Source organism: Actinorectispora metalli (genome assembly GCF_056323685.1).
The window spans coordinates 1103258-1116556 of sequence record NZ_JBREYE010000002.1 but is presented as its reverse complement, the minus strand read 5'-3'; the positions used below and the strand labels follow the sequence as shown (position 1 = coordinate 1116556).

Annotated in this window: 14 protein-coding genes; 11 read left to right on the top strand and 3 right to left on the bottom strand. The window is 67.8% G+C overall.

Going from position 1 to position 13299, the window contains the following annotated elements; genetic code table 11:
• The first annotated feature begins 27 nt into the window (after positions 1-27).
• The 5 genes from ACU6XJ_RS25545 (at position 28) to ACU6XJ_RS25525 (ending at position 5655) form a co-directional block, all read left to right on the top strand.
• Positions 28-756 (top strand): (Fe-S)-binding protein, encoded by a 729-nt coding sequence (locus tag ACU6XJ_RS25545; RefSeq protein ID WP_476316809.1) that lies wholly within the window; start codon positions 28-30, stop codon positions 754-756.
• A complete protein-coding gene (locus tag ACU6XJ_RS25540; protein WP_476316806.1) occupies positions 753-2180 on the top strand; it encodes a lactate utilization protein B in 1428 nt (475 codons plus the stop codon). Before ACU6XJ_RS25545 ends, ACU6XJ_RS25540 begins: the two co-directional genes overlap by 4 nt.
• Positions 2177-2794, top strand: coding sequence for a LutC/YkgG family protein (locus tag ACU6XJ_RS25535; RefSeq protein WP_476316803.1), 618 nt, complete (start codon positions 2177-2179; stop codon positions 2792-2794). The genes ACU6XJ_RS25540 and ACU6XJ_RS25535 overlap by 4 nt, the downstream gene beginning before the upstream one ends.
• 157 nt (positions 2795-2951) lie before the next feature.
• Entirely contained in the window at positions 2952-4349 is a 1398-nt protein-coding gene (locus ACU6XJ_RS25530; RefSeq protein WP_476316800.1) for a sulfatase-like hydrolase/transferase, read from the top strand.
• Entirely contained in the window at positions 4342-5655 is a 1314-nt protein-coding gene (locus tag ACU6XJ_RS25525) for an MFS transporter (RefSeq protein ID WP_476316797.1), read from the top strand. The genes ACU6XJ_RS25530 and ACU6XJ_RS25525 overlap by 8 nt, the downstream gene beginning before the upstream one ends.
• A gap of 216 nt (positions 5656-5871) precedes the next feature.
• Here ACU6XJ_RS25525 and ACU6XJ_RS25520 read toward each other — a convergent pair whose 3' ends face one another.
• Positions 5872-7074: a sensor histidine kinase gene (locus ACU6XJ_RS25520; RefSeq protein ID WP_476316794.1), complete on the bottom strand. Its 1203-nt coding sequence runs from the start codon at positions 7072-7074 to the stop codon at positions 5872-5874.
• A complete protein-coding gene (locus ACU6XJ_RS25515; RefSeq protein WP_476318629.1) occupies positions 7071-7736 on the bottom strand; it encodes a response regulator transcription factor in 666 nt (221 codons plus the stop codon). The genes ACU6XJ_RS25520 and ACU6XJ_RS25515 overlap by 4 nt, the downstream gene beginning before the upstream one ends.
• A gap of 232 nt (positions 7737-7968) precedes the next feature.
• On the opposite strand from ACU6XJ_RS25515, the gene ACU6XJ_RS25510 reads away from it, so the two are divergent.
• The 3 genes from ACU6XJ_RS25510 to ACU6XJ_RS25500 all read left to right on the top strand — a co-directional run bounded on the left by ACU6XJ_RS25510 (position 7969) and on the right by ACU6XJ_RS25500 (position 10541).
• Entirely contained in the window at positions 7969-8796 is an 828-nt protein-coding gene (locus tag ACU6XJ_RS25510) for a S1 family peptidase (RefSeq protein WP_476316791.1), read from the top strand.
• A 276-nt stretch (positions 8797-9072) separates the two neighbouring features.
• On the top strand, positions 9073-9354 hold the full coding sequence (locus ACU6XJ_RS25505; protein ID WP_476316789.1) for a hypothetical protein: 282 nt from the start codon (positions 9073-9075) through the stop codon (positions 9352-9354).
• Complete coding sequence (locus ACU6XJ_RS25500; protein ID WP_476316786.1) at positions 9351-10541, top strand: M1 family aminopeptidase; 1191 nt, start codon at positions 9351-9353, stop codon at positions 10539-10541. The genes ACU6XJ_RS25505 and ACU6XJ_RS25500 overlap by 4 nt, the downstream gene beginning before the upstream one ends.
• Here the strand turns inward: ACU6XJ_RS25500 and ACU6XJ_RS25495 are convergent.
• A complete protein-coding gene (locus ACU6XJ_RS25495) occupies positions 10518-10982 on the bottom strand; it encodes an RrF2 family transcriptional regulator (protein ID WP_476316783.1) in 465 nt (154 codons plus the stop codon). The two genes, ACU6XJ_RS25500 and ACU6XJ_RS25495, sit on opposite strands and share 24 nt — an antisense overlap.
• A gap of 132 nt (positions 10983-11114) precedes the next feature.
• On the opposite strand from ACU6XJ_RS25495, the gene ACU6XJ_RS25490 reads away from it, so the two are divergent.
• The 3 genes from ACU6XJ_RS25490 (at position 11115) to ACU6XJ_RS25480 (ending at position 13055) form a co-directional block, all read left to right on the top strand.
• Positions 11115-11486: an alcohol dehydrogenase catalytic domain-containing protein gene (locus tag ACU6XJ_RS25490; protein ID WP_476316780.1), complete on the top strand. Its 372-nt coding sequence runs from the start codon at positions 11115-11117 to the stop codon at positions 11484-11486.
• Positions 11471-12058 carry a zinc-binding dehydrogenase gene (locus ACU6XJ_RS25485; RefSeq protein WP_476316777.1) on the top strand — a complete coding sequence of 196 codons (588 nt, stop codon included), beginning with the start codon at positions 11471-11473 and terminating at the stop codon, positions 12056-12058. Before ACU6XJ_RS25490 ends, ACU6XJ_RS25485 begins: the two co-directional genes overlap by 16 nt.
• A 94-nt stretch (positions 12059-12152) precedes the next feature.
• Positions 12153-13055, top strand: coding sequence for an NADP-dependent oxidoreductase (locus ACU6XJ_RS25480; protein ID WP_476316774.1), 903 nt, complete (start codon positions 12153-12155; stop codon positions 13053-13055).
• Positions 13056-13299 lie beyond the last annotated feature (244 nt).

The window sequence follows — 13299 nt, the reverse complement described above, 5'->3', positions numbered from 1 at the left end:
GGAGAGGATAACCGTGGAGAAGCGCCGATGAGGGTCGCCCTGTTCATCACCTGCGTCAACGACGTCATGTTCGCCTCGACCGGGCGGGCCGTGGTCGCCGTGCTGGAGCGCCTCGGGCATCAGGTGGAGTTTCCCGCCGCGCAGAGCTGCTGTGGGCAGCTGCATTTCAACACCGGCTACCAGCGGGACAGCGTGCCGCTGGTGAGAGCCTTCACCGAGGTCTTCGCCGACGCCGACGCCGTGGTGGCGCCCTCGGCGTCCTGCGTGAGCATGGTCCGCGAGTACCACGCCCGCGCCGCCGAGATCTCCGGTGACCGCGGGCTGGCCACGGCGGTCGCGGAGCTGGTGCCCAGGGTGTATGAGTTCACCGAGTTCCTGACCGACGTCGCGCGGGTGACCGATGTCGGCGCCTACTTCCCGCACCGGGTCACCTACCACCCCACCTGTCACGGGCTGCGAATGCTGGGCTTGGGCGACCGGCCCCTGCGACTGCTGCGCGCGGTGCGCGGCATCGAGCTGGTCGACCTGCCCGGTGCCGCGGAGTGCTGCGGGTTCGGCGGCACCTTCGCCATGAAGAATCCCGATGTCTCCGTGGCCATCGGCGTCGACAAGGTCGCCAACGTGCTGGACACCGGCGCCGAGGTGCTCACCGCGGCCGACAACTCCTGCCTGCTGCACCTCGGCGGCCTCATCTCACGCGGCCGAAAGGACATCCGCGTCATGCACCTGGCCGAGATCCTGGCGGCGCGGCCATGAGCGGAACCTGGCTTGGCATGCCGCCCTTTCCCACCGCGGCCCGCCAGGCGCTGGCCGATGACACACTGCGCGCCAACCTGCGCATGGCCACCACGACGATCCGCGCCAAACGGGACGCCGTCGTCGCCGAGCGCGCCGACTGGCAGCGACTGCGGTCGGCGGGCAAGGCGATCAAGGACCACACACTGTCCAACTTGGACCGCTACCTCGTCGAGCTGGAGCGCAACGTCACCGCCGCGGGCGGTGTCGTGCACTGGGCGCGCGACGCCGCCGAGGCCAACCGCATCGTCACCGGACTGGTGCGCGCCGCGGGCGCCGACGAGGTGATCAAGGTCAAGTCGATGGCCACCCAGGAGATCGAGCTGAACGAGGCGCTGGCCGCCGCCGGGATCACCGCCCACGAGACCGACCTGGCCGAGCTGATCGTCCAACTGGGACACGACCGCCCCTCCCACATCCTGGTGCCCGCGATACACCGCAACCGCAAGGAGATCCTGGAGATCTTCCGCCGCGAGATGCCCAGCGTGCCGCCCGATCTGACCGACGACCCCGTGGCGCTGGCCGCCGCGGCCCGCGTGCACCTGCGGCGGAAGTTCCTCACCGCCAAGGTCGCGATCTCCGGCGCGAACTTCGCCGTCGCCGATTCCGGCACCCTGGTGGTGGTGGAGTCGGAAGGAAACGGGCGGATGTGCCTGACCCTGCCCGAGGTGCTCATCAGCGTCGTCGGCATCGAAAAGCTCGTGCCCACCTGGCAGGACCTGGAGGTGATGCTGCAACTGCTGCCGCGATCGTCCACTGGGGAGCGGATGAACCCCTACACATCCACCTGGCGCGGCATCACCCCCGGCGACGGACCCCGGGAGTTCCACCTGGTGCTGCTGGACAACGGTCGCACCGACGCGCTGGCCGACGAGATCGGCCGCCAAGCGCTGCGTTGCATCCGCTGCTCGGCCTGCCTCAACGTCTGCCCGGTTTATGAGCGGACCGGCGGCCACGCCTATGGATCGGTCTACCCCGGCCCCATCGGGGCCATCCTCACCCCTCAACTGCGGGGCATCACCGCCGATGCCGTCTCCCCGACGCTGCCGTTCGCCTCCACCCTGTGCGGCGCCTGCTACGAGGTGTGCCCGGTGATGATCGACATCCCGCAGGCCCTGGTCCACCTCCGTGCGCAGGCCGTGCGGGCCAAGGGGGCTTCCGCGGAGCGCGCGGTGATGGCCCTCGCGCGCTGGACGCTGCGCACACCACGGCTGCTGGCCGCCGCACAGCGACTGGCCGCGGTGGCCGGTCGGCTGCTCGGACGGCGTGGCCGCATCGGCAGGCTGCCTGGCCCGCTCTCCGCGTGGACCAACGACCGCGACATCCCCACGCCGCCCGCCGAGTCGTTCCGGACCTGGGCGCGGCGCACCGGGAGGAGCTCATGACCGCCCGCGACGACATCCTCAGCAGAGTCCGCGCCGCCCTGTCCACAGTGGAGCCCGCACCGCCCGTGGCGCATCAGGTCGCGAGCGAGGCGCCGGGCCATGACGCGGTCGACCTGGTGACGCTGTTCGCCGAGCGGGTGGCCGACTACCGCGCCACCGTGGTGCGAACTGCGGAGTCCGATATCGGCGTCGCCGTCGCCGAGCAGGTCGCGCGACTGGGCTTGGACGGCCCCGTGGTGACACCGGCCGACGTGCCCCTGACGTGGGCGCCGCGGGCCTTGCGGGACGACCCGCCGCTGAGCGTGGCCACGCTCGCCGAGGCGACGGGCGTGGTCACCGGGTGCGCGCTCGCCATCGCCGAGACCGGCACCATCGTGCTCGACACCGGCCACGCCCAAGGCAGGCGAGCGCTGACACTCATACCCGACCTGCACCTCTGCGTCGTCCGCGCGGATCAGATCGTGGCCACGGTGCCGGAGGCACTCGCGCGCCTGGACGCCACCCGCCCGACCACCTGGATCAGCGGGCCGTCGGCCACCAGCGACATCGAACTCGCCCGCGTCGAAGGTGTGCACGGCCCTCGCACACTGGTCGTGCTCTTGACCGAACCGTGATCGGAGCGGTGGCGGTACTGCTAGCAGCCCTTCGGCCTGCGCCGCGGCCGGTCCGTGACCTGCGCTTGACGCGTGCCGAACGCGATAGACACGGCCTATCACACGAGAGCAGCGCAGTGGTAGCGATCAGGCAGGCGCGGTTCCTAGTGTTCCCGCCATGTCCACTGTGCACCGACCGAACATCGTCCTGGTACTCGCCGACGATATGGGTTACGGCGATTTCGGCCGGTTCAACGGCGGGGCCTCGCGCACCACGGCGTTGGATCAGTTGTGCGCCGAAGGCCTCGCGCTGACTCAGCACTACTCGGCATCACCGGTCTGCGCGCCCGCGCGGGCGGCCCTGCTCACCGGCCGCTACCCGCACCGGACCGGGGTCGTGGACACCCTCGAGGCCCGCGGCCTGGACCGCCTGGCTCTCCGCGAGCACACGCTCGCCGAGTCGCTGGCGGCCGCGGGCTACCGCACCGGGCTGGTCGGCAAGTGGCACAACGGCGCGTTCGACGCCCGGTACCACCCGAACCAGCGGGGTTTCGCGGAGTTCACCGGTTTCCGCGGCGGCTGGCAGGACTACTGGGACTGGCGGCTGGAACGCAACGGAACCGCCTTCGGCTCGGACGGGCGGCACCTGACCGACGTCATCACCGCCGAGGCCGTCGACTTCGTCCGCAGGCACCGGGCAGAGCCCTTCTTCCTGCACGTCGGCTACACCGCGCCGCATTTCCCGTTCCAGGCGCCGGAAGCGCTGATCGAGGAGTTCAGCACGCCCGGCCGCAGCCGCGCCGTCGCCACCATCTACGCGATGATCCACCAAATGGACCGCGGTATCGCCGCGCTCCGGGACGAGTTGGCCGCTCTCGGCATCGCCGACAACACGCTGCTGCTGTTCTCCAGCGACAACGGTCCCCAGCTCGACGGGGTGGGGGAGTCCTGCACTGTCCGCCACAACTGCGGGTTCGCGGGCGGCAAGATGCTGGTCAGCGAGGGCGGCATCCGGCTACCGATGATCCTCAGCTGGCCGGACGGCCTACCCGCGGGGGCGGAGTCGGACACGTTCGTCCACTTCACCGACTGGTTCCCCACCCTGGCCGCGATCGCGGGCGCCGAACTGCCCGAGGGAGCCAAACTCGACGGCATCGACATCGGCGACGCCCTGCGTGGCCAGGCATCTGCCGCCCAACCCGCCCGCTTCTGGCAGTGGAACCGGCTGCGTCCGCTGGGCCACTGCAACGCCGCGATGCGCGACGGCCGGTGGAAGCTGGTGCGGCCCGCGCTGGACGCCGCAATGAGCCTGCCCGCCGCCGAACTGCGGCTGGACCAGGACGTCAAACGCCATCCCGAGCGCTACGACCGGTTGGTCGAGGCGACGCCCCTGGAACTGCCCGAACCGCGCGTCGGCGAGGACCAAGAGCGCTCATTCCTGTTCGACCTGCTCGCCGACCCTGGCGAGAAGCACGACCTGTCGTCCCTGCATCCCGACATCGTCTCCCGGATGGAAGCGGAGCTGAGCGCGTGGTTCGAGGACGTGGAGAACGATCGGAGGTCCATTCGTGACTGACTTGTCCGCGCCCGCGGTGACGACACCGACGGCCGACCAACCGCGCGCGAACTACACCATCCTGGTGGCGTTGCTCGGCGCGTTCCTCGACGGCTACGACTTGATGATCATCGCCGGAGCGTTGCTGTTCATCAAGGTCGAGCTCGGCCTGACCGCGGGGGAGGTGGGTTGGGTCGGCGCGATCGCCTTCGCCGGGATGGTCGTCGGCGCACTCGTCTTCGGACGTGTCACCGACCGCATCGGCCGCCGAGGCGCGTTCGCCTTCGTGCTGGTCCTGTTCGTGATCGGCTCGCTGGTCTCCGCGCTCGCGGTCACCCCGCTGATGCTCATCGCGGGCCGTGCGATTGTCGGCCTGGGCATCGGAGCCGACCTGCCGGTGAGCACCACCCTGATCGCCGAGGCCGCGCCCGCCAACAAACGCGGCACGCTGACCGGCATGATGCAGGTCTTCTGGTTCGGCGGTGCCGCGGCCTCCGGCCTGGTCGGAGTCGGCCTGTACGCGCTGCTGGGTGCCCAGTCCTGGCGGTGGATGCTCGCCAGCGCCATCGTCATCGCGGCGATCGTGATGATCATGCGGCAGCGGGTGCCGGAGAGCACCCGATGGGCCCGTGCCCACAACCGCGCCCCTACCTCCGAGCCGATGGCAACCAACCCCGCGGCGCCGGTGCGGACCTGGCAGGCGCTGTGGGGACCCGGCGTTCGCGCCGCGCTGGCGTTCTCCTGCCTGTTCTGGTTCCTGGTGACCATCCGCGGGGCGGGCTACAACCTCTACACGCCGACTTTCCTCAAGGAGATCGGCCTGTCCGGAGTGACCGTGTCGCTGTGGCTGGGCACCGCGGTGAACGTGGTGAACACCCTCGCCGCGCTGGCCGGGGTCTACTACCTGGACCGGATTGGCCGCCGCCGGATCATCCTGTGGTGCTGGGCCATCCCCACCGCCCTCACCTTCGGCCTGGCCGCGATCAGCAGCGGCGACGCGGTCCTGATGTTCACGATGATCCTCATCTCCGCGCTACCACTGCAATTGCTGGCGATGGCGCTCTTCCCGCTGTCGGTGGAGCCGTTCCCGACCCTGGTCCGCGGCACCGCGCAAAGCCTGTCCTCAGCCAGCGGCAAGGCAGGCGGCTTCATCGCCGTGCTCGCCTTCCCGCCACTACTGGCAGCCCTTGGTTGGCGCGACATGACCCTCCTCTTGGCCGCCGTGATGACCGTCGGGCTCATCCTCGGCTTGCTCATCAAATTCCCCGAGACCCGCAACCGCAGCCTCGAATCCCTCGAAGCCGACCTGACCACCAACCGCCAGTGACAACGAGCCTCGCCGCCGCAAAGCGGCGCCCTTCCGGCCGCCCTGTACGTCAGTACCACGCCACGGCGAGATCTTCTGCTGGATTGGACCAATGCTGAATCAAACCAGGTGCCCGCGCGGCAAGCAGGAAACATGCCACGCGGACTGATCCGATCGTGGTGATGTGGTTGGCCGAGGGATGCCGGTTCAGGAGAACGAACTCTCGTTCTTCCTCGCTCAGCTCAGGTGTGGCGGGGCGAGTGGAAGGGTGACCCGGATGGTGAGTCCTCCGCCGATGTTGGCGTCGGCGGTGACGTTGCCGCGATGGGCCAGGACGATGGAGCGCGCGATCGCCAGCCCCAGTCCGTGTCCGGGGCGGTTGCCGCTGATCCGTGGTTGCGGGCGGTAGAAGGGTTCGAAGAGGCGGTCGGTGGCCTTCGGGTCGACGGTGGGTCCGGTGTTTTCGATCTTCAAGGTCACCATGCCGTCCGAAGCCACTGTGTCGTTCTGGTGGATCGCGGCGTGTACCGACCCACCGGGCGTGTTGTGGACGAGGGCGTTGTCGAGCAGGTTGAGTACGAGCTGTCGCAGGAGTGACGCGTTGCCGTTGACCCGGCATTCCGGGCTCTGTGCGACGTTGAGATCGACTTCCTTGGCCGCTGCCAGGGATGCCCGTTCGGTGACGGCGAGGGCGAGGAGTGCCGCGAGGTCGACCGGTTCGGGATCGGGTTCCGCGTGTTCGGCGGCGGCCAGCCGGAGCAGCGCGGTGACGATGGTGATGTTGCGTTCGTTGGTCTCGGCGAGCATCGGCGCGAGTTCGGCGAGTTCCGCGCCGGAACTGCCGTTCATGGCCACTTGGAGAATGCTGCGGGTGGTTGCCAACGGGGTCAGTAGCTCGTGGGAGGCGTTGGCGGCGAATCGTTGGTGGGCGGCGAACGACTCCTGGAGGCGGGTGAGCATGGCGTCGAAGGTGTCGGCGAGTTCCTTGAGCTCATCGGCGGGGCCTGCGGCGTTGATGCGGTAGTGCAGGGCTCCGGCGCCGGCGTTGGCGGCGGCCCGGCTGATGGCGTGCAGCGGCGCGAGCAAGCGCCGCGTGATGATCCACCCGGCGGCCAGTCCGACCGCGGTCACCAGGAGCAATCCGGCGATCGAGGTGGCGAGCACCATGCCCCAGACGTCCTGTTTGCTGCGCAGCGCGATGGTGACAGACCGTCCTGGTACGACCTGGCCCGACGGCGCCGGTGAGATCAGATCAGGGGAAGCGACGGTGGGGCCCGGCATAGGGTCGATCGGCGGGCCGGTGGCGGGGGCGCCCAGTTCATAGGTCGGGAGAAAACGGATACCGACGTAGATGATGACGACCATCAGCATGCCCGAGGTGACCAGTGCGGCGGCGAAGCCCAGGAACAGACGGACCCTGATGCTGAGTGTCCTGCTCATGTCGGAGTGCCCAGGTAATACCCGGCACTGATCGCGGTGTGGACGAGTTGCGGATCGCCCAGCTTCTTGCGCAGGGTGTGAATGACGAGCCGGACCGCGTTGGTGAAGGGATCGGCGTGGTCGTCCCACGCCTTCTCCAGCAGATACTCGGCGGACAGGACACCACCGTCGGCGCGCATCAGCAGTTCCAGGACGGCGAGTTCCTTGGGGGCCAGCCGTACTTCCCGGCCTGTGCGGGTGACCCGGCGACGGTGGGTGTCGAAGGTAATGCCTGCGAAGGTCAGCACGGGAGGGTAAGCCTGAGGGCTGCGACGGTACAGCGCGCGCAACCGGGCGATCAGTTCCGGGAAGTCGAAAGGCTTGGCCAGGTAGTCGTCGGCGCCCAGACCGAGCCCCTCGACCTTGTCACCGAGGCGACCTGCGGCGGTCAGCATGAGGATGCGGCAGTCCGGTTTGAGCGTGACCAGCCTGCGGCAGACCTCGTCGCCGTGCACCCCCGGCAGGTCGCGATCGAGGACCACCGCGTCGTAGTCGTTGACGGTCAGCCATTCCAATGCGGTTGTACCGTCGTGCACGACATCGGCCGAGATCGCCTCTCTCCGCAGTCCGATCTCGAGAACTCGCGCCATGTACTCCTCGTCCTCGACCACCAGCACTCGCACGACCGACACAAATACCACAGGGCGTGTATGAAGCGTGTATGAGCTCGTCGTCCGATTCAAACACCAGACACAACCGCGGGCCGATACGGTGAATTACCGAAGTGCGATCCTGTTCTCGGTTCTATCAAAGGGATTCATCGTCGTCGTCATCAATGTCGGTCGATGAGTTCGACTCGGCCTTTCACGGTTTGTGATCGGGAAACATTCCGATATTCACCCCAAAGGAGTCTCGGTGATCACTCGCGGCACCCAGTCGAACCCCGGCAAATACCGGGTCCGGCAATCCGGCCGTCGTATGCGAGCGCGCACGCTGTCATGGGGGACGAGCCTGCTTGTGATGATCGGCCTGACCCTGGCGCCTGCGCAAGCGCAGGCGATCATGGGCGGCACGGAGGCCGATAGGCCTGTCCCATGGATGGCGTCCTTGCAGACCGATGATGGCACACCCGTATGCGGAGGAACTCTCGTTGCCCCGCAATGGGTTCTGACTGCCTTCCATTGCACTGTGTACGACACTGAGTTCCGGGTCAGAATCGGTAGCCTCGACCGGACTCAGGGCGGTGCCCTCGCCGCGGCGGCCGAAATCCATCCCCATCCTGACGCACGCTTCGATCCTGACACGCACACGATCTCCGGGGTCGACCTGGCTCTTGTCAAGCTGGACCATCCGGTCACGGCCCGACCGATCCGGCTCGCGCCTGGGACACCCAGCACCGGCACGCCACTGCGGCTGCTGGGATGGGGCTACACCTGCGGTGAGGAAGGCTGTGAACCCCCGAGCCTCTTGCGACAGGTCGAACTCCCGGTGGGCACCTGCGACCGGCCGGGTGTGCAGTCCATTTGCCTGCGCGATCCCAGCCGCGGTGCGGGCCACGGAGATTCAGGCGGGCCCGGCCTGATCAGGACCTCCGATAGCTGGCGCCTGGCAGGCGTGGCTCATTCAGCCATCACCAACACAGACACAAAGCAGCACCTGTCCACTTACGTAGACGTGGCCGCTTACCAGGATTGGATCCACACAACTGCGGAAATCAAACCGCCGTGGTGTCAAGCGGATTGACCGTGCACCTGCGGTTCCGATCTTCGTGGCACATCGGATGAGTTCGAACTCGATGGGTCGGAAAGCTGTCCTGCGGTGGCGTGGCCCGTAGGCAAAACGTTCGAGTCAACAAGCCAGGCGGCCTGCTCGTCGAGCGACCGAAAGAGGCGGCGGCCTCATGAACCAAACATTATTCGCTTAACCGATTGTCGAAGGCTTTCTTGGTCGACCACCCCCTTGAGTTACTTGCCAGAAGGTTCAGGGATGACACGGAGACTACATGGGGCCCGCGCTGGCGTGGCGGCGCTGCTCGTCTTGCTCCTGTTCAGTACGACGGTCGATGCGACGGCAGCGACTGCCGTCGCATCGACCACTGACGATGGCATCAACGTCACGCATTACGCCGTCAATCTGCGTTATCAATCGGACCCGGAGACTTTGTCCGGTGTCGCCACCATTCTGGCCACCGCCACCCGCAAGTTGTCGCAGTTCGACCTCCATCTCCTGCTCGCGGTCTCGTCGGTCTCGGTGAACAACGAACTGGCCGGGTTCCCACCAAAGACGGCCGGCTCACAGTGAACCCCACAACGCCGATCGCGGACGGCACCGACTTGCTCATCGTGGTCCGCTACCGTGACAACCCGGCCGACTATCCCCCTAGTGGTGAGCACGGCTGGGGATGGCGGCATTCCCCGACCGGGGCCGTGGCTGTCGTCAGTTCTCCTTGGTGGTACCCGAGTTCCTTCGACGCGGCGGACAAAGCGACCTTCGACGTGTCGATCATCGTTCCTCGGGGGGTCGAGGCCGTGGCCAACGGCACGCTGCAGCACGGCGCTCTTCCGGTACCCGGCGGTGACCAATGGTACTGGCGGGGCGACACGCCGCAGGTCAGCGCGCTGGCGCTGCTCGCGATCGGCCAGTACGAGCTGCGAACCTCGACCGGTCCGACGGGTCAGCCCGTGGTCACCGCCTACAGCACCGATCTCGGTGATCTCCGCGCTCCGGCTCTCGCTTCGGTCGAGCGGACTCCGGAAATTGTCCGGTCCCTGTCGAACTGGTTCGGCCCGTATCCGTACAACGCGCAGGGCGGTGTGGTGGACTCGGCGTTCTTCAACGTGGTCGCGACAGCAACCCGGCCGATTTATGCGGGCAGCTATTTTCAGAGTGGCGCGAACGCGTCGATGGTCGCCCATGAGAACGCACACCAGTGGTACGGCAACGCGGTGCACCCGATCAGCCTCGATACCCGATGGATGTCGGAGGGATTCGCCACCTACGCGGAATTCCTCTGGTCGGAACACGAAGGCCTCGGCACCGCGGCCGAGCTCGCCCAGTACTACTACGATCGGTTCCCCGCGGATCATCCGGACTGGCGGCAGCCACCTGCCAACCCCGACCCGGACAGCAACTCGGCATTCCCGGTCTACACCAGAGGCGCGCTGACGCTGCAGGCCCTTCGCACCGCGGTCGGCGACGACATGTTCTTCAACATCATGCGCACCTGGGCTGTCGAGCAGGAGCTCGACAGGGCACCGGCCACAGCCGACTTCATCGAACACGCCGAACGGATCGCCGGCACGGACCTCGACAGCCTGTTCCAGGCCTGGCTCTACGCCGCAGAGCGCCCCGCGGTCGGCCCCAATGGGCCGGCGCCGGCCAACCAGACGGCCGAACCCAAGTCCCACGACCAGATCACTGCCAACGGTCAGCTCCTGGTACGGCAGAACGACCTTTCCCGGAGGTTACTTCCTGTTGCGCCCGCGTGAGTCCGCTGGTGCGTTCGCGGTTCCGAGGATGTTTTCGCAACAGCTCGCGAGGGTGTGGCTGTCCAGGACCTGCAGGACCGCCTGTTCGGCTTGGTTTTGTATCCGGGTGAAGAACTCGCGGCCGCGTCCGGCGTTGAGGTTGCTCTGGCACTCGGCTCGCCGGTTGTCCCACATCGGTTTGTCGCCCACGGCGGCCAGGTAGATGTCGCGCAGCGTGATGCGGTCGGGTGGTTTTGCCAGTCGCAGGCCGCCGTGGCGGCCGTGGGTCGAGGTGACCAGACCGGCGTGGATCAGCGGGGCGGTGAGGCGCCGGACGAGTACGGGGTTGATGTCCAGCGCCTCGGCGAGTTCGGAGGAGCTGCGCACCGGGCGGCTGTCCTGACCGGCGGCTGCGAGCAGCATCATGACGTCGAGAAGCACGGGAAACCGCAGATCCGGCATGTCCGGCCTCCTTCCTGCCCGTCCGCGTGAAGTGTAACCGACGGAGTAGCACTTTGCCGCCTTATGTGTCACTCTCGGAGTGTCATATTGGTTGTGGCTCGCTGTGGGCCACGGTGCGGCACGGGAGGAACCATGAGAGCGGTCGGTTTCACGGAGTTCGGCGGACCCGAGGTGATGCGGATCCTGGAGTTGCCCCAACCGCAGCCGGGTCCGGGCCAGGTGCGGATCAAGGTCGCTGCCGATGTCAACCCGGCGGATCTGAAGATCCGGTCCGGCGCCGCCCCGAAGCGTTTCCCGGACCTGTTTCCGGTTTCCGATGTCTATGTGGTGGGGCTGGACGCGGCTGGTGTGGTGGATGCGGTAGGCGAGGGCGTGCGGCCGGAGTTGGCCGTGGGCACGGAGGTGATCGCGGTCCTGCCGGCACGCAAGACCGAAGGGGCCAGGCCGAGTACGTGGTGGCCCCGGCGGAATCAGTGGTGCGCGCCCCGGTGGGCGCGGACTTGATCGCGGCGTCCACCCTGCTGATGAACGCGTTGACCGCCCGGATGGCCCTGGACACGCTGCACCTCGCGCCCGGTGCGACGGTGGCGATCACCGGCGCGGCCGGCGCCGTCGGCGGCTACGCCGTCCAACTGGCCCGAGCCGATGGATTGACGGTGATCGCCGATGCCGCCGACCGGGACCGCGACCTGGTGGCAGGCCTCGGCGCCGACCACGTCGTGGACCGCGGCCCTGGGTTCGCCGACCGCGTGCGCCAAGTCCGGCCGGACGGGGCCGACGGCGTGATCGACACGGCAGGGCTCGACGACGCCGTCGCACCGGCTGTGCGGGATGGCGGAACCATCGCCTCGGTCAACAGGCACAGCGGCAGCACTGAACGCGGTGTGCGCTGGTCGTCCCCCATGGTCGGCGACCGGTTCACCGACACCGAGACGCTCACCCGGCTGCGCGACCAAGCCGAATCGGGCGTGCTCAGCCTGCGGGTCGCCAAAACCTTCCCCGCCGACCAAGCAGCCGAGGCACACCGCTACCTCGCCGCAGGCGGCGTCCGCGGACGCCCCGTACTCACCTTCTAACTTCCCCCGGAACAGGCATCGCCCACGGTGTGGGTGTCGAAAGGACCAGATTGTGAAGGCTGTTGGTTTTACCGAGTTCGGCGGACCCGAGGCGATGCGTGTTCTGGATCTCCCGGAACCACACGCCGGACCCGGCCAGGTACGGATCAAGGTGCACGCCGCCAGCACGAATCCCACCGACGCCTCACAACGGTCGGGGGCCTCAGCCCGGATGCGGCCCGAGATGTTCCCGCCATCGCCGCACTACGTCATCGGGTTCGATGCGGCGGGTGTGATCGACGAGGTGGGTGCGGGCGTGCGCCCGGAGCTGGCGCGAGGATCCCAGGTCATTGCCGTGGTCCGGCCGGTGCAGAACGGTGCGCAGGCCGAGTACCTCGTCGTCGACCAGGAATCGGTGGTCCTCGCGCCCCGGAAAGCAAGCCTCGCCGAAGCCTCCACGCTGCTGATGAACGCCTTGACCAGCAGACTCGCCCTGGACCTGATGGACCTGCCCCCCGGTGCGACCATCGCGGTCACCGGCTCCGCAGGCGCGGTCGGCGGCTACGCCATCGAACTGGCCAAGGCCGACGGGCTCACCGTCATCGCCGACGCCGCGGACCAGGACCGGCACCTGGTCGAAGGATTCGGCGCCGACCACGTCATACCCCGCGGAGCGGATTTCGCCGAACACGTGCGTGCCCTCGTGCCCGACGGTGTAGACGGCGTCGTCGACGCCGCCGTGCTCACCGACGCGGTCACCGGCGCCGTCCGCGACGGCGGAGTCATCGCCTCACTGCGTTTCCACACAGGCTCCACCGAACGCGGTGTGCGCTGGGTGACCCCCATCGTCACGACCTATTACAAGAACACCGCAAAACTCCAGGCATTGCGGGACCAGGCCGACAACGGGGTGCTGTCCCTGCGCGTGGCCGGAACCTATCCGGCCGAGCAGATACAAGCGCTCCACGAAGCACTCGAAGCAGGAGGCATCCGAGGGCGCCTGGTCATCACCTTCTGACCGGCCACCACCAACACACCCACAACTGGAGACGGCGTGCGAGGAGCAGTGGGTCGTCGACAACAGCGGAGCCCCGCTACTCCCGGCATGTCGCTGACGGGATCGTGGCCCTGCGCGAAGGCCGGCTCGGCTTCAGCGTTGCCGTCGAGCCCGTGCGCTCGCACTGCGGTCGGAGTCAGCAAAACACCAATTCGAGCTGGCCCCTGACCTCGGCGGGTACCTCGTGTGTAGGCACCGAATTTGG